The organism is Klebsiella sp. S69 (genome assembly GCF_016516145.1).
GTDB classification, from domain to species: Bacteria; Pseudomonadota; Gammaproteobacteria; order Enterobacterales; family Enterobacteriaceae; genus Klebsiella; species Klebsiella oxytoca.
Genome location: NZ_JACVUU010000003.1, coordinates 35,885 through 59,672, shown reverse-complemented (window position 1 = coordinate 59,672; position 23,788 = coordinate 35,885). Strand labels below are relative to the sequence as shown.

The following is a 23,788-nucleotide window of genomic DNA, read 5'->3' as shown; positions in this document are numbered from 1 at the left end:
AGGTCCGCCGCGTTTGCGGCCACGGCGCCGTTGAAAATAGAGGAGAAGCATACTGACCTATACTTAAAATCTGATATCCGATTAGAGGTGGCTATGTGCGGACGTTTTGCTCAATCACAAACCAGGGAAGAATATCTGACCTATCTGGCTGAAGAAGCCGAGCGCGACATTGCTTATGATCCGCAGCCTATAGGACGCTATAACGTGGCGCCCGGTACCAAAGTTCTGTTGCTCAGCGAACGTAACGAACGGCTGCACCTTGATCCGGTACACTGGGGTTATGCCCCCGGGTGGTGGGACAAACCCGCGCTTATTAACGCTCGTGCCGAAACCGCGGCCACCAGCAGAATGTTTAAACCGCTATGGCAGCATGGCCGGGCGATTTGCTTTGCCGACGGTTGGTTCGAGTGGAAGCGTGAAGGTGATAAAAAACAACCCTACTTCATCCATCGTAAAGACGGTAAGCCTCTATTCATGGCGGCGATCGGCAGCGTACCTTTCGAACGCGGCGATGAAGCGGAAGGGTTTCTTATCGTCACGTCCGCCGCCGAACGAGGCCTTGTCGATATTCACGACCGCCGCCCGTTAGTGCTGGAGCCTGAAGCTGCCAGGGAATGGATGCGCCAGGATGTCGGTGGGAAAGAAGCGGAAGAGATTATTGCCGACGGGGCGGTTTGCGCAGACCATTTCGCCTGGCACCCGGTATCGCGAGCGGTAGGTAATGTGAAAAACCAGGGACCGGAATTGATACAAGCGCTCAGCTAAGCGCAATCGGCATATACCTCTTACAGGCGCGATCGTTCCATGTTCGTAAAATATATCACCCAGAATAAGCTAATTCGCATCATGTGTTAAAGAAGGGTTATTATACAGCACAAAGTGAACAGAATTTACATTAACGTCACCTATCATATTCGCCATAATCAAAATTGGTGATGTTAATGACTGTACTTAAAAGCTTTTTCTTCTTCCTTGGCGCGGCTTGTACCTGCGCATTTGTGGTACTTTGCCTGTGGGTAGATATACATTATTGGGATTATAATATTTCGGAATTGTCACTCACTGAAATTGTTCAGGAGTTGGTATTAGCTACCATCGTTGTTATTCATTTTCTGCTGGCGAAGCAGTATAAATCCATGCGCTACTGCAATATTCTTATTGGCGGTTTTTTCCTTGCCATGCTAATTCGTGAACTGGACGCCCTTTTTGATCTTATTTCTCACGGGAGTTGGGTGTGGTTTGCGCTGATTGCCGCTCTGGCAGCCTTAATTAATCCACTTATTCATTATCGTCAGACCATGGAACAGCTTACACAATATACCCGTACGCCCGGGTACGGCATGTTAATCAGCGGGCTGCTGGCTATTCTGGTCTTCTCCCGACTCTTCGGTATGCAAGGTTTATGGCAGGCCATACTCGATGACGGCTATGTTCGGGTTGTAAAAAATGTCGTTGAGGAAGGCAGTGAATCATTCGGTTATATGCTTTGTCTCACCGCCTCTATTGGTTATTACTGCAATTTTCGCGGAACCCTGGGGCAGGAATCAACCTGAACCCTGCGCTGATATTGGCGTGTTATCCGAGCTGCGAGCTCAACCAGGCAAGCAGATGATGATTAACGCCACCCATCATTGCAGGAGTGACTATTTCCCCCGGAGAAAAGCACCCTGTGGTGGCGAGCGCCACCGGGGGAACACAGGCCGCTAGTAGCGCACGCAGACCGACTTCGTTTCGCTCCAGTCATCCAGCCAGTCGGGACCGAAATCACGGCCGGTGCCGGACTGCTTCATGCCGCCGAACGGCAGGTTAGCGTCGATCAGCGTATGGCTGTTGACCCACACCGTTCCCGCCTGCAGGCGATCGGTATAGCTCAGCGCCTGGCTCAGGTCGCGGGTCCAGACGCTGGCGGTCAGGCCAAAATCGCTGTCGTTGGCCAGGCGCAGCGCCTCTTCGCCGTCGGCCACGCGCACCAGGTTTACCACCGGGCCGAAAACCTCTTCCCGGCTGAGGCGCAGCCCGGCGTCGGGATTAATCACCAGCGTGGGGGGAATATAGTATCCCTGCGCATCTGGCCCTATATTACCGCTAATCAGTTCTGCCTTCTGCTGACGGGCTTCATCAAGATAGGCCGCCACTTTGGCGCAATGCACCTGCGACACTACCGGGTTAATCTGGCTGCTCTCCAGCATGCCTGGCCCCACCTGGAGCGACTTCACTGCCTGCTCGAAGCCGCTCACCAGCGTATCGAACAGCGGCGCTTCGATATAAATTCGCGAACTGGCGGCACATACCTGCCCCTGATTGAGAAAGCTACCGGTCATGAGTCCCTCAATAACCCATTGCGGATCGGCATCTTTCAGCACGATAGCCGGATTCTTACCGCCCAGCTCCAGCGTGACCCGGGTCAGACGGTCGGCGGCGACGCGGGCAATTTGTTTGCCTGTCGCCGTTGATCCAGTAAAGCTGACTTTAGCGACATGTGGGTGAGAGGTCAGCGCCGCACCGCACCTGGCCCCGCTACCAGTCACCACGTTAAAGACGCCGTCCGGCACGCCGGCTTCGGTTGCCAGCTCCGCTACCCGCAGCAGGGTCAGTGGCGTGGTTTCCGACGGCTTAATGACGATAGAACAGCCTGCAGCCAGCGCGGGCATCACTTTCCACATGCCGATCATCAGCGGGAAGTTCCACGGTACGATCCCGGCGACAACCCCCACCGGTTCTTTTTTGGTCCACGCCTGATAGCGCGCACCCGACGGGAAGGGAATCGACACGTCCAGGGTCCGTCCGCTGATTTTAGTGGTCAGCCCGGCGGTATAGCGCATCCAGTTCAGGGTACAGCCCACTTCGAAGGCCCGGGAAATATTAATCGATTTCCCCTGTTCAAGCGTCCCCAGCTGCGCCAGCTCTTCGCCATGCTGCTCAACCAGATCGGCGAAGCGCAGCAGAATACGTTCGCGATCGGCGGGCGTTCGCCCTGCCCAGTTGCGGGAAACGAAGGCGCGCCAGGCAGACATGACTGCCCGATCGACATCGGCGGCACTGGCGTCCACGGTGCTGGCGATAGCCTGGCCGGTTGCCGGGTTCCAGACGGTTAAGCGCTTTTCACTCTCTGCCGCCTGCTGTGCGCCGTCGAGATATAAACCATGCTGCCTGTCTAAAAACTGCTGTACGCTGGCGAGTAGCGCGACCTCTGATGTGGACATACCCCTTCCTTATTGTTCACGAATAGTGGTTTCAGTCTATGCCGGGGGCGCGATTCACGCTTTTTTCTCTGTGACATTCGCTTTTGCCGCTGTGACAGGCGCCGCAATTAAGGGGATTCCGCGGACAGAAAATGTGCAGCAGGTAATAGTTCTTTCATATACTCCGCCTTTTACCCTTGTCTCCGGCATCATAAATGCAACAATACATAAACATTACCATTACAAGGGATGCGCGATGAGTACGGCAAATCGTGGACAGGATTACCAGCATTGGTTAGCAAAAATCAATCAGGTGTGCGGCCAGTTCGCCGCTCGCCCGCTGGATGATAATTTTCACGGTGAGATAGACGCCAGCTATGCGGGCGACCTGAAAGTCAGCACGGTAACCGCTCGCGGCATCAACCTCTACCGTACCCGGCAGGAGATCCGGCGCGATAACGACGCCTGGTTTTATACCGTCTTCCAGCTCTCTGGTCAGGCGACAATCGAGCAGGATGGTCGCCAGGCGATGCTGGAGAGCGGCGATATCACCCTGATTGATGCTTCTCGCCCCTGTTCAATAATCTGGCAGCAAACCTCGCGTCAGGCTTCCCTGCTGCTGCCAAGGTCGCTGCTGGAACAGCAGCTGCGCGGCAGTGAAATCAGCATTGCCACCCGGCTGGCAAAAACCCTGCCGATGGTCCAGCTCAGTCAGCGGCTGCTGCATGAGAGCATGAACAGCCCCGAGCTATCGGCCAGCGAAAGCAAAGCGGCGCTGGAGGCGATTGTTTGCCTGCTGCGCCCCATGCTGCACCATCAAGAAGCCCAACCCACCCGGCGCGATAAACAGTTTCAGAAAATCATGGCGTTAATCGATGAGTCGATTCAGGCGGAACATCTGCGCCCGGAGTGGCTGGCCGGCGAAACCGGTATGTCGGTGCGCAGTCTTTACCGCCTGTTTGCGGAAAAGGGGCTGGTGGTGGCGCAATATATCAAGAATCGTCGGCTCGATCTCTGCGCCCGTGCGCTGGAAAGCGCCCATGATGATGAAAAGCTGGCGGGGATCGGCTACAGCTGGGGTTTCAGCGATCATAGCCATTTTTCCACCGCCTTTAAGCAGCGCTTCGGCGTCTCGCCGGGGGAGTATCGCAAGCGCTGCCGATAGCTATTTTTTCAGCCATTTGCCGTTAAGGCCCTGCACGTACTCGCCAGGCTGCGCCCTGGCGACGAGCTTCTGCCCGGCCATTTTCGCCACCTGATCCACCGGGAGGTTGTTGTCGTCCGCCAGTTGCTGATAGCTGTCGCTGCGGGCGGCGTTGATCTGTTTAACCAGCGCCAGGGTTTCTTTATCCTGGCGCAGCGGTTGAAGATAGCCGTTCAGCGTTTCGCCGACTCGCCCCTGCTGACGCGCTTCGCTTAGGGTTAACGCCAGCGCCTGAGTACTCAACAACGCCAGCGCCAGCGTCGCGATTAACCATCGTTTTCTCATCATCGCCTCAGAACAGATCGCTACGGGTTTTCAGCAGATTCTCAACGTCTTTATCCACTTTGATATGGATCTCATGTTCAATTTTGACGTTCATATTGATGGTGATCGGCTCTTTCGACGCCGCAATTTCAATACGCGGCGTACAGCCCGCCAGCAGCATGGTTGCCAGAAAAGCGGTGAATAGTTTGATCATTATTGTTGTTCCTTACAGGTATGACTGTCCTGGCAGCGCTGGGCGGGCAGTCTGGCGTTCTGCTCCAGCCACGCCTGCAGATTGTCGCCGAAACGCAAGCTGCGCCACAGGTCAAAAATATTCTCTTCATGGGAGTAGTTTAAGTGCACCGTGTTGCTTTTGCCCTCTACCCGACTGGTGCCGCTGATGGTCGCCTTCAGCGTCAGTACGCCAAGGTTATCGAGATTGATCCGCGTCCACGAGGTGGCCACTTCCATATAGCGCAGCCAGTTAATGGCCGCCCCGGCGGAGACGTTGTCGGCCACCAGCGCGTCAGCGGTGTCTTTATCCAGGCGCATCGTCATCGGCCCCGGATTGCTGAACCAGCCGTCCTTAATGATCCATTTATCGTTATCCAGCCACAGCGGCAGCGCGCCGTTGAACGGGCCGGAAACGGCGAACTGCTTCACTTTAATGGCGCTAATTAATTCGCTGCTGGAGATGTTCTGCAGGCGCAGCAGCGCCGGATCGTGCTGCGGCATCCGCAGCTGCTGCATGGTTAGCTTGCCGCCGAGAATATCGACGCTGACGTTGCTCAACTGTAAAGGAGCGTCTTCGCTCCAGGGCCAGGCTCCCTGAAGATCTGCCGTCAGATTGCGCGCCGTAAACTGGTTGACGACTTCGCCAATGCGCAGCGAAACCGGATGGCGGGTGCCAAGCTGCCAGATGCCTTCGCTAAAGCGGAACGGCAGCACGAAATCGACGCCGTTGATCTGGTTATCCGGCATCCAGGCGCTGCCGCCTTTGAGCACCCCGTGCCCCCCCGCCTCAAAGCCCTGACCGGTGGCGGCAGAGAACGCGACCTGGGCGTACAGTGAACCTTCGCGCAGGTTCATCTTCCATTCCGGCGGCACCAGCGGCTGGAAAACGTTTAATGACTGTTTCGGCCACCACGCCTGCCCGCGCAGGCGCTCGCCGTCCCAGCGTCCGGTGACGCGGACGGGGCCAATTTTTTGCGCATGCAGGGAACCATTGAACTGGAACCAGGTTGGATCGCGACCCTCAACGTTAAATTTCAGCGTTGACGGCGGCAGTTCGCTGCCGCCGCTGAAGGTGGTTTTTCCGGCATCCAGCGACAGCGCGCCGGTCAGTCGCGGATGCTGCTCATCGCGCAGCCAGTGAATCGGTTTATCCAGGGTGAGGCGCGGCGTGCTCACCAGCATGGAACCATACTGCAGCTTATCGAAACCGGTCGACAGGCTATTGAGCACGATGGCGCTATCAACCCATTCACCCGCGCCTTTAACGTCCCAGCGCGCCTGCATCGGGGTAAAATGGCCATCGCCCCAGTAGCGCCACTGCCAGCGGCCGCGGTCTGGCATAAAATTGTCGGCCTGGCCGTCGAGATGCAGGGTAAAATCTCCCATCTCCTGCTCATGGGCGCGGAGAATGGCCTGCAGGCGGCCATCCACGCCCTGCTGCGTCACGGTGACGCCCGCCAGCGGCCAGCGAATTTCATCGATGTTCAGTGAGTCGATGACCCGCCCGCGCGAACGCAGCAGCGCCCCAGGATGAAAGTTGAGGACCGGCGCGATAAGCGGACCGCTCAGCTGCGCGGGCAGTCTGGCGTAAAAAATCAGATCGCCAAGTTTGGCCTCGCCGGTCAGCTGTAGCGGCATGTCGCTGCTGTCCATACTCAGCTTACCGGGGCCAATATTGAGCACGGCATTACCCTTACCGGCCTGACCCTGGGTAAGCACGTTCAACCGCCCGCTGACCTTCATCTGTTCGGTGCCCTGTTGCCAGTTACCCACCGAAAGCGCAACGCGACCGCTTAACGCATTGCCCGCATACTCGGTGTGCCAGCGGCCATCGCTGATAGCGATACGATCCGGGGTGATTTCCCACGGCAGATCGAGAATCGGCTCCACTTCACCACGCGGCGTGACCAACAGCTGCCCGCGATTCTCATGCCACTCCAGTTCGGCGTCGACAAGGCCGGGTGTCTGAGTAAATTCAAAAGTGCTAAACAGATGACCATCAACCGGCAAACCGTCCGGCACCAGCGGCATCTGAAACTCACCCACCAGCTTCACCGGCGCCTGGCCTTCTACCAGACGCGCGGAAAAGTCGCTGACCGTCAGCGCCTGGCCGCGCAGGCGCGCCTGGAGAGAGACCTCTTCTCCGGCGTAACCGATATCCTGCTGCTGCGGGGTCAACGACATCACCAGACGCCCTTGCCATTTCTCCCACGGCGACAGACGCAGATTTTCAATCGTCAGCCAGCTGTATGGCAGCATCGATTGCCACTCGGCAAGGGTTTTCGGCGCCCCCGGCGCGGCTTCGCTGTGCGGTAATTTATTCAGGCAGGCGCTGTTAACATCCAGCTCAGTGATATGTAAACGCCAGCGGCTGGGGCGGGAGAGCTCGGCGTTAGTGACACGCGCGATTTCGCAGTCGCCTACCAGGTAGCGTAAATCCGGAATACGCAGGGAAGAGCGCGTCAGGCGCGGGCTCTCGCTGAGAGAGATTCGGGTGCCCGCAGGTAGCCAGATGCCAGCCAGCGTGGGCACCCAGTGGGTGAGCGTCAACAGCAAAGCCAGCGGTAGCAGCACGAGTGCTAATAATAGCGCGATGGCGGCTTTATATTTACCCTTCATGGGCAGCTAATATCCTGATTCGAAATAAGTAAAAGCCGAGAGGCCGTCATTGTGGCACGTTCGACCTGCGAGTTAAAGTTCCCATCCCGTTTAAGCGTAGTCGCCGCCCTGTGATTCACCAGCAGGCCATTTAGCCGGGGTTTAGTTTTCTCCTGCGACACTGGTCACCCACCGGGAACGTAAACGGATGCTGCTGTGGACTTAATTATCTCGCTGATGGCGTACGCTCAGGGCCACTATTCATTGGTATTACTGATGGTTTTCCTGCTGACGTTCACCAAATCCTGCGCCGTTATCTCGCTGCTGATCCCGGGAACTTCCGGTCTGCTGCTGTTCGGCACTCTGGCTTCGGCCAGCGCCGGGCATTTCTTGTTAATGTGGATGAGTGCCAGCTTCGGCGCAATCGGCGGATTCTGGCTGTCATGGCTAACCGGCCGTCATTACCAGCATCATCTGTATCGTATTCGCTGGCTTAACGCCGAGCGTCTCGCGCGCGGTCAGCTGTTCCTGCGCCGCCACGGCGCATGGGCGGTTTTTTTTGGCCGCTTTCTTTCCCCCCTGCGCGCCACCGTGCCGCTGGTAACCGGCGCCAGCGGGACGTCCTTCCGCCGTTTCCAGCTGGCTAACGTCAGTTCCGGCTTGCTGTGGCCGTTAATCCTGCTGGCGCCAGGCGCTTTAAGCCTCAATTTTTGGTGAAACGTATTGTCTTTTAAAGAGATTTCTTAACTCAGCGATATGCTCTAGAATTATTACTATAGCTTGGCAATTAAACTATTTTTTAATAATTGTAAGATTATTTTAATTATGCTACCGTGACGGTATTATCACTGGAGAAAAGTCTTATGAAAATCGCTGTGTACAGTACGAAACAGTACGACAAGAAGTATCTGCAGCATGTCAATGATGCATACGGCTTTGAACTGGAATTTTTTGACTTCCTGCTCACCGAAAAGACCGCTAAAACCGCCAACGGCTGTGAAGCGGTATGCATTTTCGTTAACGATGACGGTAGCCGCCCGGTACTTGAAGAACTGAAAGCCCACGGCGTGAAGTACATCGCGCTGCGCTGCGCCGGGTTCAACAACGTTGACCTCGACGCAGCGAAAGAGCTGGGCCTGCGGGTAGTACGCGTCCCGGCCTACTCGCCGGAAGCGGTCGCTGAGCACGCAATCGGCATGATGATGTCGCTGAACCGCCGCATTCATCGCGCCTATCAGCGCACTCGCGATGCTAACTTCTCCCTTGAGGGGCTGACCGGCTTCACTATGCACGGTAAAACCGCCGGCGTTATCGGCACCGGTAAGATTGGCGTTGCCGCGCTGCGCATCCTTAAAGGTTTCGGTATGCGCCTGCTGGCGTTTGATCCCTATCCAAGCGCCGCCGCGCTGGATATGGGCGTGGAGTATGTCGATCTGGAAACGCTATACCGGGAGTCCGATGTTATCTCCCTGCACTGCCCGCTGACCGATGAGAACTATCATTTGCTGAACCATGCCGCGTTCGATCGGATGAAAGATGGGGTGATGATCATCAACACCAGTCGCGGCGCGCTTATCGATTCGCAAGCAGCGATCGATGCCCTGAAGCACCAGAAAATTGGCGCGCTGGGGATGGACGTGTATGAGAACGAACGCGATCTGTTCTTTGAAGATAAGTCTAACGACGTTATTCAGGACGATGTCTTCCGCCGTCTTTCCGCCTGCCACAACGTTCTGTTTACCGGTCACCAGGCGTTTTTGACCGCAGAGGCGTTGATCAGTATCTCGCAGACCACCCTCGACAACCTGCGTCAGGTGGATGCTGGCGAAACCTGCCCTAACGCACTGGTCTGATTTTCCTTGCCCTTTTGTGCTCCCCTTCCGCGGGGGGCACATTCAGATAATCCCCACAGAAATCCCCTGCGATAAAGTTACAATCCCCTTCATTTATTGATGTGATAAATATTTATGGAGATTAAATGAACAAGATTGCTGCGCTGCTGGCGGCGGGAATGTTGCTATCGGGCTGCGTTTATAACAGCAAAGTGTCGACCAGAGCGGAACAGCTTCAGCACCACCGTTTTGTGCTGACCAGCGTCAACGGTCAACCGCTGAAAGCCGCCGATAAGCCTCTGGAGCTGAGCTTTGGCGAAAAGATGCCAATAACAGGCAACATGTACGTTTCAGGCAATATGTGCAACCGCTTTAGCGGCACGGGTAAAGTCTCTGACGGCGAGCTGAAGGTTGAAGAGCTGGCGATGACCCGCATGCTCTGCACGGACTCGCAGCTGAGCGCGCTGGACGCCACGCTGAGCAAAATGCTGCGCGACGGTGCGGAGGTCGACCTGACGGAAACGCAGCTGACGCTGGCAACCGCCGACCAGACGCTGGTGTATAAGCTCGCCGACCTGATGAATTAATAGTTACCGCAGCTTCCGCCTGCCAGCGCCTGCTCGCTGCATCGCTTGCCGTTCGGTAATGCGCACATGCCGATAGCGGAGCCATCAAGCTGGCGGGCTACGGATAACGAGCCGCCGACCATGGCGCAGTTCGCCTGCCCGCTGCTGCTCATCGCGGCACGCATCCCTGGCGACACGTGCGCCGCCGTTGCCTGCTGAACAGGTTCATCATTGCTACTACACGCCGACAGTAACAGCGCAGCACATCCCACTAAAAACGCAGCTCGCATCTTCTCTCCCCTCAGATACATCTTAAAATGAACAAGCTCAAGAATAATAGGCAGCTCAGCGCGCCGCGTCGAGAGGCGAAGTACGTATTTATGCGTTGTGTTAACATTTTTTAGCAATTTTTCCGCGGTAGCAGTTTGTCTGCATGAGCGCATTAATCTCTCAGTGTGAGTGTGACACATCGTCATGATGCGATTGGGTCGTTGCACGTAAAGATATCATTCTTTGTTCTGCAAACATATCTTCTACAGCAGAGCAGTTTTCTCATCCTGTCATTCAATAAAAATGCCCGGCTAAGGGCTATGCCGATTTAGCCGGGCGTAGGGTCATTAATTTGGCACAACTCCAGAATAGAATGTTCCGGCCAGATATTGCGTATCGGTTACCGCATAGGCTTGCGTCATCACGCTTGAATCGACATCATCAAACGGATGACGGAAATAGGCATCGTGCTCTGATTTAGCTTTATCAAAAAACATCACACGCCCGGAAAAATAAAGAATACCATCATCAAGATTGCGAAAAACCATCTGAAAGACCGGCGTAATATTGACGCGATCTGCACTTTCATTAGAGGGGTCCCAAAGGTTAATGAAGTTCCCTGCCACACGGACATATTTCCCTTCAACAACCTCACCATTTTTTGCTCTGTAGATAGCCTGCAAAGTTGCCCACGGCAGTGCTATGAATTGCATATTTTCATCCTTAATTAAATTTAATAATCTGGTTTTCTTAATAGATTAATCATCGAACAGATTAACCTTCGGTTATATCATAACGTTGCGATACATTATCCACTCATCTGCTATAAAAAATTTGAACTTAGCATGGCATGCCCTCCATTTGCTGTAGTATAAACATTGTCCTTTCAGGGGATTCCTGTAAAGGTGATATTCTGCTTTGGATTAGCAGATTTTATTGCCGGTCAACTCATTACTCGAGCCCTGAGCCAACCATAGATAAAGGATTCATTAGCATCGTTTCTTTCAGCCAACTCCAGATAGTATCGCCCTTGACTACAGTTTAATGCTCGTAATAGTACCGTCTCACCTTCACTGCCTCTGCGAATAAGATACTGGCTTAAGGCGTTAATCGTTCTGGGGCCGATAGCACCATCGACCATGAGGTCCGGATACAGCACTCCGCGATGATTAAAGGCATTTAGCCATCGCTGAAGCCACTTACCCGGCAGAATGGTGCCCATATTGACCCCGGCATCACACAGTTTTTCAGCAAGCGGGGTAGATATCTCAGCAACATGGTCGAACCGGGGCGCAATCCAGTAGTCCGCGGTGAGAATATCCAGCGCCTGCTGGCGCGTCAGTTTTTGCATAGGTCCATCATAACCATGCGCGCGGGCAGTGGCCTGAGTAATCCCCCAATTTGTTGGACCACCTCGATCGTCCGGATGATTTACATAGCCGCCCTCCTTATCCAAAATGGCGTTAAAAATCTCATCTTTATTCATACATCCCTCATTTATCGATTAAATGCGCGATATTCCCCCTGACGAGGAATACAGTAATAAGTATAAAAAAATTGACGCTGACGACTAACCAATGGGTCGATTCATACAGGCCAAAAAGATAGCGAAACGGTATGCTGGCATAGGTAAGTACCAGTAAATATGCCGTGTATGATATCCATGGCCGATGTCTTCGGTAGCACGCGCGGCGATAAAACATCAAGTTCAGAGTGATCAAAGTGCAGACAATTGCGTTAATCAGCGCCGGCAGTTCATTTTCCATTTGGCCGTTCACTATTGTTGCGAGTGAGTATTTTGTACAATTCGGTGAGATCTTGATTATTCAGAAATGTGAGTATCTTAATAATCAGCGCGGATAGCAGTACGGCGCCTAACGCGTCTAAAGACCGTTCACTATATCCGGTCCAGATTGCCAGCTTCGTACCAATTAACCCGGCGCCCAATACGCCGACAATAAAGGAAGTCATAAAATAGGCAGCCAGTCTGAAACGTGAAATATTTACTGCGGTCGCCACATAAAACACGGCGCCAGCAAATGCGCCAAACACAACGCCATAATCAATACCTGCGATCAGGCCAAATAGACTCGCTGCCATTAATCCTCCAGTAACAATTGCCGACGTACCGGAAACAGGATCGGACATTCACCCTCCCTTCTTTCACTGACATTCCTGATGGTCATAACAAATGGCGAAGGAAAGCAGCATCATGCTGATGCTTTTACTTTGCCGTAATCTTTTTTCTTTTTTGCAAACCTGGCGCATAGATGGCCCTGTGACAGAGCCAGGCCCCTGGTTGCGCATAGTGGTGTGAAAATTCTTGCTGATAAACAATGGTGGCACGCGCAATTTGCCGTTTATATTCCTCAAGCTGCCAAAAAATATCCTGGGCAACAAAGTTAATGGGCAATGCGTCCTCGATACGCGCTGGCGTATGGTGCTTTCCCTTAGCCTTAATCTGAGCGCGAGAAGGCGTAGGCCGGTGGAGGCGTTCTGAACTGAGGGCTTGTGGATTTTGTAAATGCGAGCGCTGCGCACGGCGACGACCGGCAGCGGAACCATGAAACGCGGTTTTACGGGACATTGCGGTCTCCTTAATGAGCTTTGACGGTGCGTCGGCGATGAATCCTCTCCCGCTGGCTTCACCCCAAAGCGCATTGCGTTATGGTGCTGGCTTTTCAGCCACGTAGATTCATTTTCGAATCGTTGTATTTCACCGACGATAAAGCGATGTGTTTCAAGTCGACGAAGAAAGAATACCTCAGGGTTAATTAAAAATAAATACCTACAGGTATATTTTATGATGCAATTAGAATAACCCTCTGAAAATATTCAAAATTTAGTTACAAGGCAGGGTTTTGGCGGGTGGGAAACGATGCAGGCGGGCGATGCGCCAGATTGCCAACATAAAAAGGGCTGCTGGACATGATTTCTCGCATCCAGCGCAGGTAATCCCGGTGCTTAAAAAGCCTGCCGGGAAATTTTACCTGCTGGACTTGATACTTAAGGCTGGAACGGGAGGAGGGTTTGAACGCTAGTAAAGCGTTAAACAAACCGTTTAACGCTATGGCTGTAGATCACGCGGCCAATAATTTTCAGATACTGTTCATGGCTTTCGCCGATCGTCCAGTCGGCATATTTGCGGTTATCTGAATGCACAAGCAGGCCATCCGCCGTGAATTGAAGACGCTTCACCAACACCGCCCCTTTGAACGAAAAGACATAGATACCGTCACCTTCAAAGTAATCTTTTGAGACATCAACAAAGATGTAATCACCGGTCTCGATGGTGCCGGACATGCTATCGCCGGAAACCGTAATCACCTTGATATGCTCTGCGGGCCGGTTACCAAAAAGCCTCAGCGCACCGGCAGTGTCATAGGTGATACTGTTGACCGTTTCATCAACCTCGCTTGAGACAATACATCCTGGTCCCGCGCTGGCCTGCGCGTCCAGAACCTCAATGACGTACTGCATCTGAGGTGTGTCTTCCACCGGTTCTCGTTCGATATCAATACTTCCGCTAATGCCGTCCATCCAGCCGCGGGGCAAATTGAAAGAAGATTCAATAAGATCGACCATCTCGTCTGCTATCCTTTTCTTTTGTTTCTTGCCTTCCGGGTAGAGCATCCTGGAAACGTAAGAAGGCTCCCGCCCAAGGGTTCGGGCTACATCAACAGCTTTACCGCCGCATAAATTATCACGGATATAGAGCAAACGCTGACGTCTGATTTCGTATTTATCCATCGTAATCTGTCTAACACCAGTTACCAGCAGGTATCTAAAATATAGCAAAGCGCCATTAAATTACCTATAGGTAATGTACGCGAAATTTTCGTTCTCAACGCTTTGCTCACCCCCACTGGCAACACTGCTACTTATGGAAAAATGGAGCCTGTGATTTTGGTGTAGGCTGTCGTTTATAAGCAAACAACGCTGTAATAAGTTGAATTAATTTATCTAAATTATGGATTTTATCGCTACCGGAGATCAAAAAAGCCTGTTGCTCGGGGGTCTATACTTAAACACGGTAACGCAAACCCTACGCCCTGCGCGAACTGAAGCGGGTCGCGTTTTGAGCGCGCTCAGGCTGATCAGAGATGCATTTTTAGCCAGCGACAGGATCGCGCCGATAGCGGTTTTAAAGCAGAGATAAGCGAGTGCCCAGGTTGCATCAGTGGGCATAAAAAGTTTTTTTCAAATATTTAGCAATGTGAGTATTGATATGATCACTATTGACGGTAATGGCGCGGTTGCTTCAGTCGCGTTTCGCACCAGTGAAGTTATCGCCATCTACCCGATCACGCCCAGCTCCACAATGGCGGAGCAGGCGGATGCCTGGGCTGGCAACGGGCTGAAAAACGTCTGGGGCGATGTCCCCCGCGTCGTCGAGATGCAGTCGGAGGCCGGGGCGATCGGCGCCGTACACGGTGCGCTGCAGACCGGTGCGCTATCAACCTCTTTTACTTCATCGCAGGGTTTACTGCTGATGATCCCGACGCTGTACAAACTGGCGGGCCAGCTGATGCCGTTTGTGCTGCACGTCGCCGCCCGTACCGTGGCCACCCACGCGCTCTCTATCTTCGGCGATCACTCCGACGTGATGGCCGTACGTCAGACAGGCTGCGCGATGCTCTGCGCCAGCAGCGTTCAGGAAGCTCAGGATTTTGCGCTGATTTCACATATCGCCACGCTGCAAAGTCGCGTGCCATTCATTCATTTCTTTGATGGCTTCCGTACCTCGCACGAAATCAACAAAATTGCTCCACTGGCAGACGATACCATTCGTAGCCTGCTGCCGCAGGATAGGATTGATGAACATCGCCAGCGCGCCCTGAACCCGGAACATCCCGTTATCCGCGGCACCTCAGCTAATCCGGATACGTATTTCCAGTCACGTGAAGCGACGAATCCGTGGTACAACGCGGTCTATGAGTGTGTCGAAATGGCAATGGATGATTTTGCCGCCGCCACCGGACGTCAGTACAAACCCTTTGAGTTTTACGGTCATCCGCAGGCTGAGCGCGTAATCGTCATTATGGGCTCCGCCATCGGTACCTGTGAAGAAGTGGTCGATGAGCTGCTGAGCCGCGGTGAAAAAGTCGGCGTGCTAAAAGTTCGTCTTTACCGCCCCTTCTCTGCCGCGCACCTGCTTGAAGCCTTACCGCCGAGCACCCAAGCCGTGGCGGTGCTGGACCGCACCAAAGAACCGGGGTCCCAGGCCGAGCCGCTCTATCTCGATGTCATGACCGCCCTGGCCGAAGCCTTTAACCGCGGCGAGCGAGAAACCCTGCCGCGCACCATTGGCGGACGCTATGGCCTCTCTTCAAAAGAGTTCGGTCCGGAGTGTGTCCTGGCCATCTTCAAGGAGCTGAGCGCCGCTAAACCCAAGCCGCGCTTTACCGTCGGCATCTACGATGACGTCACTAATCTTTCCCTGCCGCTGGTCGAAAACACGCTCCCCTCGGAAGCGAAACTGGAAGCCCTCTTCTACGGGCTCGGCAGCGACGGTAGCGTCTCGGCTACGAAAAACAATATCAAGATTATCGGTAACTCTACGCCGTGGTTCTCGCAGGGCTATTTCGTCTATGACTCGAAAAAGGCCGGCGGGCTGACGGTTTCACATCTGCGCGTCAGCGAGAAGCCGATTCGTTCTTCTTATCTGATTTCGCAGGCCGACTTTGTCGGCTGTCACCAGCTGCAGTTTATCGATAAATATCAGATGGCGGAACGTCTGAAGCCCGGCGGTATTTTCCTGCTTAATACGCCCTACAGCGCCGATGAAGTCTGGTCCCGTTTGCCACAAGAAGTCCAGGCCACCCTCAATCAGAAAAAAGCGCGTTTTTATATCGTCAACGCGGCAAAAATCGCCCGTGAATGCAGCCTGGGGGCGCGTATCAACACCGTTATGCAGATGGCCTTTTTCCACCTGACGCGGATCCTGCCGGGCGATAACGCGCTGGCGGAGCTCCAGGGGGCCATTGCCAAAAGCTACAGCAGCAAAGGCCAGGAGCTGGTGGAGCGTAACTGGCAGGCGCTGGCGATGGCCCGCGAGTCGCTGGCGGAAGTGCCGCTACGGCCGGTTGACGGCAACAGCCCGAATCGCCCACCGGTCGTCTCCGACGCCGCGCCGGATTTCGTAAAAACCGTCACCGCCGCGATGCTGGCCGGGCTCGGCGATGCGCTACCGGTATCCGCTCTGCCGCCGGATGGTACCTGGCCAATGGGCACTACCCGCTGGGAAAAACGCAACATCGCCGAAGAGATCCCGATTTGGAAGGAAGAGCTTTGCACCCAGTGTAACCACTGCGTGGCCGCCTGCCCGCACTCGGCAATCCGTGCGAAAGTGGTCTCCCCGGAGGCAATGGAAAATGCGCCGGACAGCCTGCATTCCCTTGATGTCAAATCCCGCGATATGCGCGGTCAGAAATACGTTCTGCAGGTCGCGCCTGAAGATTGTACCGGCTGTAATCTCTGCGTCGAAGTTTGTCCGGCAAAAGACAGGCAGAACCCGGAAATCAAGGCCATCAATATGATGTCGCGCCTTGAGCATGTTGAAGAAGAGAAAGTGAATTATGACTACTTCCTCAACCTGCCGGAAATGGACCGCAGCAAGCTGGAACGTATCGATATCCGCACCTCACAGCTGATCAGCCCGCTGTTTGAATACTCCGGCGCCTGCTCCGGCTGCGGCGAAACGCCATATATCAAACTGCTGACTCAGCTCTACGGCGATCGAATGCTGATTGCCAACGCCACCGGCTGTTCATCGATTTACGGCGGCAACCTCCCTTCCACGCCCTACACCACCGATGCCAATGGTCGCGGGCCGGCCTGGGCCAACTCGCTGTTTGAGGATAACGCCGAATTTGGGCTTGGCTTCCGACTTACCGTCGATCAGCATCGGCAGCGCGTCATGCGTCTGTTGGCGCAGTTCGCCGATAAACTTCCGCCCGAGCTTAACGATGCGCTGCACGCAGAAGCAACGCCTGAGGTGCGCCGCGAGCAGGTAGCCGAGCTGCGCAAGGTACTGGCAAATGAAGAAGGCGCGAAGGAGCTGTTAACCGATGCCGACGCGCTGGTGGAAAAATCGATCTGGCTGATTGGCGGCGACGGCTGGGCCTATGATATTGGCTTCGGTGGTCTCGACCACGTGCTAAGTCTGACCGAAAACGTCAATATTCTGGTGCTCGATACCCAGTGCTACTCCAATACCGGCGGTCAGGCATCGAAGGCTACCCCGCTGGGAGCCGTCACGAAGTTTGGCGAGCACGGCAAGCGCAAGGCGCGTAAAGATCTCGGCGTGAGCATGATGATGTACGGTCATGTTTATGTGGCGCAGATTTCGCTTGGCGCCCAGCTGAATCAGACGGTAAAAGCCATTCAGGAAGCGGAAGCTTACCCGGGTCCGTCGCTGATTATCGCCTATAGTCCTTGCGAAGAGCACGGTTACGATTTGGCGCTGAGCCACGATCAGATGCGTCAGCTGACCGCCACCGGTTTCTGGCCGCTGTATCGCTTTGACCCGCGTCGTGCCGATGAGGGCAAACTCCCGCTGGCGCTGGACTCCCGTCCGCCGTCAGATGCGCTGGCTGAGACACTGTTGAACGAGCAGCGCTTCCGTCGCCTGAACGCTCAACAGCCGGAAGTCGCGGAACAACTGTGGAAGGATGCAACGGCAGACCTGCAAAAACGCTACGACTTCCTCGCGCAGCTGGCCGGTAAGGCAGAAAAACCGACTACCGAAAGCTAATCTACTGACGTTTTTTTCAGCCCATAAAAAAAGCCCGAATATGAATTCGGGCTTGTCATTTTACCGATCAATAAAACCATTCTCAGGAACGGGCGGCAACATAAAAATTTGGATGACAATAAAAGGCATATAACGGGTGGATAATACGGCATTAACACCGATATGTATAATTTTTATTTTATATACATTACACGAATTCATTCATTATAATTATCACCATTTCATTCGAATTATTTATTTTAGATTTTACTTATATCGTAACAATTGATATTTACCAGATCTCAATCTGCTCCTTTAGCATGAGTTTACTTCCCTGGAGGAAGCAAAAACAAAAACAGTTAAAGGATTGTCTAAATGAAAAGAAAAGTACTGGCCCTCGTTATCCCGGCATTATTAGCTGCTGGCGCTGCACACTCCGCTGAGATTTATAATAAAGACGGAAATAAACTGGACCTCTATGGCAAGGTGGACGGTCTGCATTATTTCTCTGACGATGCATCAAAAGATGGCGATCAGTCATACGTCCGTCTTGGCTTCAAAGGCGAAACTCAGATTAACGATCAGCTGACCGGCTACGGTCAGTGGGAATATAACGTCCAGGCGAACAACACCGAAGGCGCGGACAACCAATCCTGGACCCGTCTGGCGTTCGCAGGCCTCAAGTTCGCTGATTACGGTTCATTCGATTATGGCCGTAACTACGGCGTGCTGTACGACGTAGAAGGCTGGACCGATATGCTGCCAGAATTCGGCGGCGACTCTTATACCCAAGCGGATAACTTTATGACCGGCCGCGCCAACGGCGTAGCAACCTACCGCAATACCGACTTCTTCGGTCTGGTTAATGGCCTGAATTTTGCCCTGCAGTACCAGGGTAAAAACGAAAATGCCGGCAGCGGAGAAGGCACCAACAATGGCGATCGCAGCGTACGTAACGCTAACGGCGATGGTTTTGGTCTATCCACTTCTTACGATTTCGGTATGGGTATCAGCGCCGCTGCCGCCTACACCTCCTCTGACCGTACCAACGATCAGATGACCCAGACCACCGCGCAGGGCGATAAAGCGGAAGCCTGGACCACCGGTCTGAAATATGACGCCAATAACATCTATCTGGCGACCATGTATTCCGAAACCCGCAATATGACGCCTTACGGCAACGGTAACGGCGTAGCCAACAAAACTCAGAACTTTGAAGTGACTGCTTAGTATCAGTTCGACTTCGGCCTGCGCCCGGCGGTCTCTTTCCTGATGTCTAAAGGCAAAGATCTGACCAATACCGATGGCGACAAAGACCTGGTGAAATATGCTGACATTGGCGCGACTTATTACTTCAACCGCAATATGTCTACCTATGTCGATTACAAAATCAATCTGCTTGACGAAGACGACAGCTTCTATTCCAACAACGGCATCTCTACCGATGACGTGGTTGCTTTAGGCCTGGTTTACCAGTTCTAAGCTGCGGGCCCGCTGGCAACGGCGGGCTCTCTTCCCTTGCCTCTGAAGCTGCATTCAAAGCAAAACAATATATCAATTGCTTTAAAATAATCGTCCGATGAATGATATATTACTGACAGGAACTGCCGTAGCCGTAGAGGACGCCTGCCATGCACCATCATTGCGTAAAATCATCCCGCATCCACTCCATCGCCTATGATGAATCCTCTGGCATTCTTGAAATCCGTTTCCGCGATAACCAAACGCTACAGTATCTCGGCGTCCCGCCACGCATTTTTCGCGATTTTCTCCAGGTTGTTTCTAAGGGCCGTTTTTACGACGGTGTGATTAAAGGCAAATTTACCGAACGCCGCCGCGCCTGATAGCGAAAGTGTGATTGGGTTCAATATACAATATTCATCCGGATGGCCTACACTTTAAGTGGTTACTTAAACAGGAGGTTATATGAACAGAATGATTCTTGTGCCCATCGATATTTCCGATACAGAATTAACTGACCGTGTTATCAAGCACGTTGAGGCTGAAGCCAGAATCGATGATGCCGAGGTGCATTTCCTGACCGTCATTCCCTCCCTTCCCTATTACGCTTCGCTGGGAATGGCCTATACCGCAGAGCTGCCGGCGATGGACGACCTCAAAGCCGAATCGGAGTCGCGGCTGAAAGAGATTGTGAAAAAATTTACTATTCCGGAAGACCGTGTCCATTTACACGTTTCCGAGGGGTCGCCGAAAGATAAAATTCTCGCTATGGCGAAATCCCTTCCCGCCGATCTGGTGATCATTTCTTCGCACCGTCCCGATATCACCACCTATCTGCTGGGTTCTAACGCCGCCGCCGTTGTCCGCCATGCGGAATGCTCGGTACTGGTCGTACGATAAACCTATCCTGCCCGCCGCCGTGCGGGCTTTTTCCGCAATCTGAAACTTGGATCGTACCCGAAGCGTCGCAGATAAGGCGATCATTTATCTGGTACTTTAAAAATTAGTACGTTGTGTCTTTTTCATTTTGCTGTATAAAACCCTTGCCCGAATGTGGGGATGTTTTAGAAAATTATAGGGATGAAATGAAAAAGTTAATTATGGTAGTTTTCGCCGCGGCCGCTATTTCTGGTTGCGCCCAGCAGAGCTTCTCGGTAAATCCTGGCGTCACCGTTCAACCTCAGCAGGTGACCACTCACCACTTCTTTGTCAGCGGCATTGGCCAGTCGAAACAGATTGATGCGGCTAACGTTTGCGGCGGCGCGGATAAAGTGGTTCGTACTGAAGTGCAGCAGACTTTTGTCAACGGCCTGCTGGGTTTTGTGACCCTGGGTATTTATACTCCGCGTGAAGCGCGCGTGTATTGCGCTAAATAATTACCGGCGCATGAGGATAAGTTCCTCCTGCTTCAGGTTTTAAGCGATCCTTGAGCGATTAGCGCTTGTTGCGATATCCTCTTAAGCATTCGGGGATGTCGCGGCGAAAAATGTAGTGTCTCCCGGACAGGGAGACACTACACACTTATGATTGCACACCGAGGGATTAGCGAGTTTTACTTGCTATATCCGCGGGAGGTGATGATTTAGAATCGATATTGTAGACCGGCTGTAATGGTATAGTTTTTATTTGCAATGCCAGCCGCATCTCCTCCTATAGAAACTGATTCACCGCTATAGGTATCAATAATTTGAGTGCCTCCTTTGCCCTCTTCATATTTGCTGTAGGTGAATTCAGCAAAAACTTTGGCATGAGGCGTGATGTAATATCCGGCATCAACCGTTGTACCGTAATAACGCGAATTAGTTGATTTCTCGCGGAAAGTCAGCTCACGCATATAGTGTTCGTCATTATCATGAGCTCTGACCCAATCACTGAACTTAAACAAGGCATTAAATTCAAAGTCATTGATACGATACTGACCCGCCAGACCAATGTAGGGCATGGAGAATCGCTGGCTGTATCCAATACCTCGCTCACCGGTTGGAAAATTGCCAGTCGTCGCACCGTTATCATAATTGTAAGAACCACCGGTAGCTGTCCAGCTGAAACGTGTTTCCTGATAACCCGCAATGACGCCTGCTTTATAATTTTCGTCCTGGAAAATCCATCCTTGCACGCTGAGATCGTATTCATTGGCATAATTGACATTAGTGCTGGGATGCGATGAATGATCTGTCCAACCGGACTGGTTATCGTTCATCCAGTCGTAGTCATCCATATGTCCTGAGCCTGAAGCCATTGACGTCCAGCCTCTGGCGGTCAGCGTCAAAAAGGAGTAGGCATCCCATGAGATATCGCCTTTCACAATGGCGACATTCTTTATTTTCCAGTCAAGTTGACTGACTTTCCGCCCTGAATCCGCGTCATAAACTCTCTCCTGTGATTTCCCACTCAGCATCCCTGCAGACGTTGATACAGTAAAACTTTCTGCAGAAAAGTTTGGGCTTAGCTGTATTGATTCGGCATAAGTTGTTCCTGAAAGGGCCGCTATCATCATTACTGCAACGGTACTTTTTTTCATTTTTTTATTCCCATAACCAAAGTTAATCCATGAGTTGCAGTGAAAGTTTAAATCTCATAAAAATATTAGGCAACTGTCAATTTTTGTAATGTTCTTATTCCTAAGCAAGGGAAAAGGAATGGGGATATGATAAGCACTTCGTTTTGCAAGGAAAAATCTCATTGTACAGGGATATACTCAGATTATTATTAGGAATAAATCTTACCCCAGCGAAGTTGCAGAGAATCAGCATGGGCTGGGTTATTATTCTCAATATGCACACCTGTTAAGTACTTAAAAAAATATCTTCGCGGTATAATTATCAGGAGGCAAATGATTATATCGCGATCCGGGTGGCTTAGGGAAAAGGCTGAACAATAAGTGTGAAAGCAAAAAATCTATATTACCTTGCGCCTGGCTGAACCCGTCCATTCACCGTGTCACGGGGAGGGAAGAAATCTTACCCCGTTTCTCTTCAGTGGTTGCAGAAGCCAGCTGGAGCAGGCTGTACCTATGATTACCTGGTACCTGCTTTAAAAGTGAGACACATTGCCAACGCTAACTGATTATCGCGAAGAGTAAGTTCTCGCCTCTTCTACCTGATTCCGTCCATCACCAGGCGTATGGGCGTGGCGAGCATGAAAACGACGTTTTTTTCTTCATGCCAGGTGCAGGGAGACCAAAACTCACGACACTAATCGTCAGCAGATGGAAAGCTGCCGTAAAACGCGCTGGTATTCGTCGTCGGAATCCGTACCATACGCGACATACTTTTGCCTGCCGGCTGCGGTAAGCCGGTGCTAACCCTTTGCTAACCAGATGGGGCATGAAAACGTAAAAATTGTGTTCAACGTCGACAATACAGGGATGGAAGAAATCAACGGCGATAGGCTTTAAATGCCTGACGCCAGACTTGCACCGTAATGTTAACTTTGCCCCTTACATGCCTTTTGTTTCAGAGAACGTTTATAATGCTTGATAATCAGCAAGTTACAAAGAAAGAAAAATACAATATCGACAAATTGCAGAAGCGCTTGCGCCGTAACGTCGGCGAGGCTATCGCTGATTTTAATATGATTGAAGAAGGTGACCGCATCATGGTTTGCCTCTCCGGCGGTAAAGACAGCTACACCATGCTGGAGATTTTGCGCAATCTGCAAAAAAGCGCGCCGATATCCTTCTCACTGGTGGCGGTGAACCTCGACCAAAAACAGCCGGGCTTCCCGGAACATATCCTGCCGGAATACCTTGAGCAGTTGGGCATTGAATATAAGATTGTTGAAGAAAATACCTACGGCATCGTTAAAGAAAAAATTCCGGAAGGTAAAACCACCTGCTCTCTCTGTTCGCGCCTGCGCCGCGGCATTCTTTACCGCACCGCGACTGAGCTGGGCGCCACCAAAATCGCCCTTGGCCACCACCGCGACGACATCCTGCAGACTCTGTTTCTGAATATGTTCTATGGCGGTAAGATGAAAGGGATGCCGCCGAAGCTGATGAGCGACGACGGTAAACATATCGTTATTCGCCCGCTGGCCTACTGCCGGGAAAAAGATATTGAACGTTTCTCTCAGGCGAAAGGTTTCCCGATTATCCCGTGCAACCTGTGCGGTTCGCAGCCGAACCTACAGCGTCAGGTGATTGCCGATATGCTGCGCGATTGGGACAAACGCTATCCCGGACGCATCGAAACCATGTTTAGCGCGATGCAGAACGTGGTGCCTTCTCATCTCAGCGACGTTAATCTGTTCGACTTCAAAGGCATTCATCACGGCTCTGCGGTCGTTGACGGCGGCGACCTGGCGTTCGATCGCGAAGAGCTCCCGACGCAGCCGGCCGGCTGGCAACCGGAAGAAGATGATGCGCAGCTGGACGCTCTGCGTCTGAACGTGGTGGAAGTGAAATAATCCTCCTGCGTCTCAGGCAATCGCCTGAGACGCCG

At 52.7% G+C, this 23,788-nt stretch carries 23 protein-coding genes and 1 pseudogene; 12 read left to right on the top strand and 12 right to left on the bottom strand.

The window, feature by feature from the left end; genetic code table 11:
• The first annotated feature begins 93 nt into the window (after nucleotides 1–93).
• Complete coding sequence (locus IAE27_RS04235; protein WP_070557682.1) at nucleotides 94–765, top strand: SOS response-associated peptidase; 672 nt, start codon at nucleotides 94–96, stop codon at nucleotides 763–765.
• A gap of 176 nt (nucleotides 766–941) precedes the next feature.
• Nucleotides 942–1,553, top strand: coding sequence for a hypothetical protein (locus tag IAE27_RS04230; protein ID WP_004102413.1), 612 nt, complete (start codon nucleotides 942–944; stop codon nucleotides 1,551–1,553).
• Between the two features lie 150 nt (nucleotides 1,554–1,703).
• Here the strand turns inward: IAE27_RS04230 and IAE27_RS04225 are convergent, their stop codons facing one another.
• A complete protein-coding gene (locus IAE27_RS04225) occupies nucleotides 1,704–3,203 on the bottom strand; it encodes an aldehyde dehydrogenase family protein (RefSeq protein WP_200092002.1) in 1,500 nt (499 codons plus the stop codon).
• Between the two features lie 235 nt (nucleotides 3,204–3,438).
• Here IAE27_RS04225 and feaR point away from each other — a divergent pair, with 235 nt between their 5' ends.
• On the top strand, nucleotides 3,439–4,347 hold the full coding sequence (feaR, locus tag IAE27_RS04220) for a transcriptional regulator FeaR (RefSeq protein ID WP_064396138.1): 909 nt from the start codon (nucleotides 3,439–3,441) through the stop codon (nucleotides 4,345–4,347).
• Here feaR and IAE27_RS04215 read toward each other — a convergent pair whose 3' ends face one another.
• The 3 genes from IAE27_RS04215 to IAE27_RS04205 are packed head-to-tail and all read right to left on the bottom strand — an operon-like array spanning nucleotide 4,348 to nucleotide 7,503.
• Nucleotides 4,348–4,671 carry a YdbL family protein gene (locus tag IAE27_RS04215; protein WP_004112635.1) on the bottom strand — a complete coding sequence of 108 codons (324 nt, stop codon included), beginning with the start codon at nucleotides 4,669–4,671 and terminating at the stop codon, nucleotides 4,348–4,350.
• A 7-nt stretch (nucleotides 4,672–4,678) separates the two neighbouring features.
• Complete coding sequence (locus tag IAE27_RS04210; protein ID WP_004101631.1) at nucleotides 4,679–4,864, bottom strand: YnbE family lipoprotein; 186 nt, start codon at nucleotides 4,862–4,864, stop codon at nucleotides 4,679–4,681.
• A complete protein-coding gene (locus IAE27_RS04205; RefSeq protein ID WP_154022637.1) occupies nucleotides 4,864–7,503 on the bottom strand; it encodes a YdbH family protein in 2,640 nt (879 codons plus the stop codon). Before IAE27_RS04205 ends, IAE27_RS04210 begins: the two co-directional genes overlap by 1 nt.
• Before the next feature lie 195 nt (nucleotides 7,504–7,698).
• Between IAE27_RS04205 and IAE27_RS04200 the strand changes: the two genes are divergently transcribed.
• The 3 genes from IAE27_RS04200 to hslJ all read left to right on the top strand — a co-directional run bounded on the left by IAE27_RS04200 (nucleotide 7,699) and on the right by hslJ (nucleotide 9,901).
• Nucleotides 7,699–8,199 (top strand): DedA family protein, encoded by a 501-nt coding sequence (locus IAE27_RS04200; protein WP_004101627.1) that lies wholly within the window; start codon nucleotides 7,699–7,701, stop codon nucleotides 8,197–8,199.
• Nucleotides 8,200–8,345: 146 nt separating this feature from the next.
• Nucleotides 8,346–9,335 carry a 2-hydroxyacid dehydrogenase gene (locus IAE27_RS04195; RefSeq protein ID WP_004112629.1) on the top strand — a complete coding sequence of 330 codons (990 nt, stop codon included), beginning with the start codon at nucleotides 8,346–8,348 and terminating at the stop codon, nucleotides 9,333–9,335.
• 125 nt (nucleotides 9,336–9,460) lie between these two features.
• The gene (gene hslJ / locus IAE27_RS04190; protein ID WP_070557686.1) at nucleotides 9,461–9,901 is read left to right on the top strand and encodes a heat shock protein HslJ; all 441 of its coding nucleotides are present in this window, start codon (nucleotides 9,461–9,463) and stop codon (nucleotides 9,899–9,901) included.
• Here the strand turns inward: hslJ and IAE27_RS04185 are convergent.
• The 7 genes from IAE27_RS04185 to IAE27_RS04155 all read right to left on the bottom strand — a co-directional run bounded on the left by IAE27_RS04185 (nucleotide 9,898) and on the right by IAE27_RS04155 (nucleotide 13,900).
• Nucleotides 9,898–10,170, bottom strand: a complete 273-nt coding sequence (locus tag IAE27_RS04185) for a DUF333 domain-containing protein (RefSeq protein ID WP_004101621.1) — start codon at nucleotides 10,168–10,170, stop codon at nucleotides 9,898–9,900. The two genes, hslJ and IAE27_RS04185, sit on opposite strands and share 4 nt — an antisense overlap.
• 327 nt (nucleotides 10,171–10,497) lie before the next feature.
• Nucleotides 10,498–10,863: a hypothetical protein gene (locus tag IAE27_RS04180; protein WP_070557687.1), complete on the bottom strand. Its 366-nt coding sequence runs from the start codon at nucleotides 10,861–10,863 to the stop codon at nucleotides 10,498–10,500.
• A gap of 230 nt (nucleotides 10,864–11,093) precedes the next feature.
• On the bottom strand, nucleotides 11,094–11,636 hold the full coding sequence (locus IAE27_RS04175; protein ID WP_154022639.1) for a glycoside hydrolase family 108 protein: 543 nt from the start codon (nucleotides 11,634–11,636) through the stop codon (nucleotides 11,094–11,096).
• A gap of 7 nt (nucleotides 11,637–11,643) precedes the next feature.
• Nucleotides 11,644–11,916, bottom strand: coding sequence for a phage holin family protein (locus IAE27_RS04170; RefSeq protein WP_115239595.1), 273 nt, complete (start codon nucleotides 11,914–11,916; stop codon nucleotides 11,644–11,646).
• Complete coding sequence (locus IAE27_RS04165; RefSeq protein WP_004101612.1) at nucleotides 11,906–12,298, bottom strand: phage holin family protein; 393 nt, start codon at nucleotides 12,296–12,298, stop codon at nucleotides 11,906–11,908. The genes IAE27_RS04170 and IAE27_RS04165 overlap by 11 nt, the downstream gene beginning before the upstream one ends.
• A gap of 76 nt (nucleotides 12,299–12,374) precedes the next feature.
• Nucleotides 12,375–12,737 (bottom strand): antitermination protein, encoded by a 363-nt coding sequence (locus IAE27_RS04160; RefSeq protein WP_115239596.1) that lies wholly within the window; start codon nucleotides 12,735–12,737, stop codon nucleotides 12,375–12,377.
• A gap of 461 nt (nucleotides 12,738–13,198) precedes the next feature.
• Nucleotides 13,199–13,900, bottom strand: a complete 702-nt coding sequence (locus IAE27_RS04155) for a helix-turn-helix transcriptional regulator (protein WP_004112598.1) — start codon at nucleotides 13,898–13,900, stop codon at nucleotides 13,199–13,201.
• 478 nt (nucleotides 13,901–14,378) lie between these two features.
• Here IAE27_RS04155 and nifJ point away from each other — a divergent pair, with 478 nt between their 5' ends.
• The 5 genes and pseudogenes from nifJ (at nucleotide 14,379) to IAE27_RS04130 (ending at nucleotide 20,722) form a co-directional block, all read left to right on the top strand.
• Nucleotides 14,379–17,906 (top strand): pyruvate:ferredoxin (flavodoxin) oxidoreductase, encoded by a 3,528-nt coding sequence (gene nifJ, locus IAE27_RS04150; protein ID WP_070557691.1) that lies wholly within the window; start codon nucleotides 14,379–14,381, stop codon nucleotides 17,904–17,906.
• 354 nt (nucleotides 17,907–18,260) lie between these two features.
• Nucleotides 18,261–19,367: pseudogene (gene ompC / locus IAE27_RS04145) on the top strand (porin OmpC).
• Between the two features lie 149 nt (nucleotides 19,368–19,516).
• Nucleotides 19,517–19,729 (top strand): KTSC domain-containing protein, encoded by a 213-nt coding sequence (locus IAE27_RS04140; RefSeq protein ID WP_004112591.1) that lies wholly within the window; start codon nucleotides 19,517–19,519, stop codon nucleotides 19,727–19,729.
• 82 nt (nucleotides 19,730–19,811) lie between these two features.
• Entirely contained in the window at nucleotides 19,812–20,246 is a 435-nt protein-coding gene (gene uspF / locus IAE27_RS04135) for a universal stress protein UspF (protein ID WP_004101601.1), read from the top strand.
• Nucleotides 20,247–20,431: 185 nt separating this feature from the next.
• Entirely contained in the window at nucleotides 20,432–20,722 is a 291-nt protein-coding gene (locus IAE27_RS04130) for a Bor family protein (RefSeq protein ID WP_064344609.1), read from the top strand.
• 206 nt (nucleotides 20,723–20,928) lie between these two features.
• On the opposite strand, the gene IAE27_RS04125 is transcribed toward IAE27_RS04130, so the two are convergent.
• On the bottom strand, nucleotides 20,929–21,867 hold the full coding sequence (locus IAE27_RS04125) for an omptin family outer membrane protease (protein WP_200092000.1): 939 nt from the start codon (nucleotides 21,865–21,867) through the stop codon (nucleotides 20,929–20,931).
• 950 nt (nucleotides 21,868–22,817) lie between these two features.
• Here IAE27_RS04125 and ttcA point away from each other — a divergent pair.
• Nucleotides 22,818–23,753 carry a tRNA 2-thiocytidine(32) synthetase TtcA gene (ttcA, locus tag IAE27_RS04120; protein ID WP_070557692.1) on the top strand — a complete coding sequence of 312 codons (936 nt, stop codon included), beginning with the start codon at nucleotides 22,818–22,820 and terminating at the stop codon, nucleotides 23,751–23,753.
• The last annotated feature ends 35 nt before the right edge of the window (nucleotides 23,754–23,788 follow it).

Excerpts from the sequence above, each read along its gene's own strand:
- uspF (WP_004101601.1), top strand. The coding sequence starts at position 19,812 with ATGAACAGAATGATTCTTGTGCCCATCGATATTTCCGATACAGAATTA.
- IAE27_RS04225 (WP_200092002.1), bottom strand. The coding sequence starts at position 3,203 with ATGTCCACATCAGAGGTCGCGCTACTCGCCAGCGTACAGCAGTTTTTA.
- IAE27_RS04215 (WP_004112635.1), bottom strand. The coding sequence starts at position 4,671 with ATGAGAAAACGATGGTTAATCGCGACGCTGGCGCTGGCGTTGTTGAGT.
- IAE27_RS04165 (WP_004101612.1), bottom strand. The coding sequence starts at position 12,298 with ATGTCCGATCCTGTTTCCGGTACGTCGGCAATTGTTACTGGAGGATTA.
- ttcA (WP_070557692.1), top strand. The coding sequence starts at position 22,818 with ATGCTTGATAATCAGCAAGTTACAAAGAAAGAAAAATACAATATCGAC.
- IAE27_RS04235 (WP_070557682.1), top strand. The coding sequence starts at position 94 with ATGTGCGGACGTTTTGCTCAATCACAAACCAGGGAAGAATATCTGACC.
- feaR (WP_064396138.1), top strand. The coding sequence starts at position 3,439 with ATGAGTACGGCAAATCGTGGACAGGATTACCAGCATTGGTTAGCAAAA.
- IAE27_RS04155 (WP_004112598.1), bottom strand. The coding sequence starts at position 13,900 with ATGGATAAATACGAAATCAGACGTCAGCGTTTGCTCTATATCCGTGAT.
- IAE27_RS04230 (WP_004102413.1), top strand. The coding sequence starts at position 942 with ATGACTGTACTTAAAAGCTTTTTCTTCTTCCTTGGCGCGGCTTGTACC.
- IAE27_RS04125 (WP_200092000.1), bottom strand. The coding sequence starts at position 21,867 with ATGAAAAAAAGTACCGTTGCAGTAATGATGATAGCGGCCCTTTCAGGA.
- IAE27_RS04205 (WP_154022637.1), bottom strand. The coding sequence starts at position 7,503 with ATGAAGGGTAAATATAAAGCCGCCATCGCGCTATTATTAGCACTCGTG.
- IAE27_RS04130 (WP_064344609.1), top strand. The coding sequence starts at position 20,432 with ATGAAAAAGTTAATTATGGTAGTTTTCGCCGCGGCCGCTATTTCTGGT.
- IAE27_RS04170 (WP_115239595.1), bottom strand. The coding sequence starts at position 11,916 with ATGGAAAATGAACTGCCGGCGCTGATTAACGCAATTGTCTGCACTTTG.
- IAE27_RS04175 (WP_154022639.1), bottom strand. The coding sequence starts at position 11,636 with ATGAATAAAGATGAGATTTTTAACGCCATTTTGGATAAGGAGGGCGGC.
- IAE27_RS04160 (WP_115239596.1), bottom strand. The coding sequence starts at position 12,737 with ATGTCCCGTAAAACCGCGTTTCATGGTTCCGCTGCCGGTCGTCGCCGT.
- hslJ (WP_070557686.1), top strand. The coding sequence starts at position 9,461 with ATGAACAAGATTGCTGCGCTGCTGGCGGCGGGAATGTTGCTATCGGGC.
- IAE27_RS04210 (WP_004101631.1), bottom strand. The coding sequence starts at position 4,864 with ATGATCAAACTATTCACCGCTTTTCTGGCAACCATGCTGCTGGCGGGC.
- IAE27_RS04185 (WP_004101621.1), bottom strand. The coding sequence starts at position 10,170 with ATGCGAGCTGCGTTTTTAGTGGGATGTGCTGCGCTGTTACTGTCGGCG.
- nifJ (WP_070557691.1), top strand. The coding sequence starts at position 14,379 with ATGATCACTATTGACGGTAATGGCGCGGTTGCTTCAGTCGCGTTTCGC.
- IAE27_RS04195 (WP_004112629.1), top strand. The coding sequence starts at position 8,346 with ATGAAAATCGCTGTGTACAGTACGAAACAGTACGACAAGAAGTATCTG.
- IAE27_RS04140 (WP_004112591.1), top strand. The coding sequence starts at position 19,517 with ATGCACCATCATTGCGTAAAATCATCCCGCATCCACTCCATCGCCTAT.
- IAE27_RS04180 (WP_070557687.1), bottom strand. The coding sequence starts at position 10,863 with ATGCAATTCATAGCACTGCCGTGGGCAACTTTGCAGGCTATCTACAGA.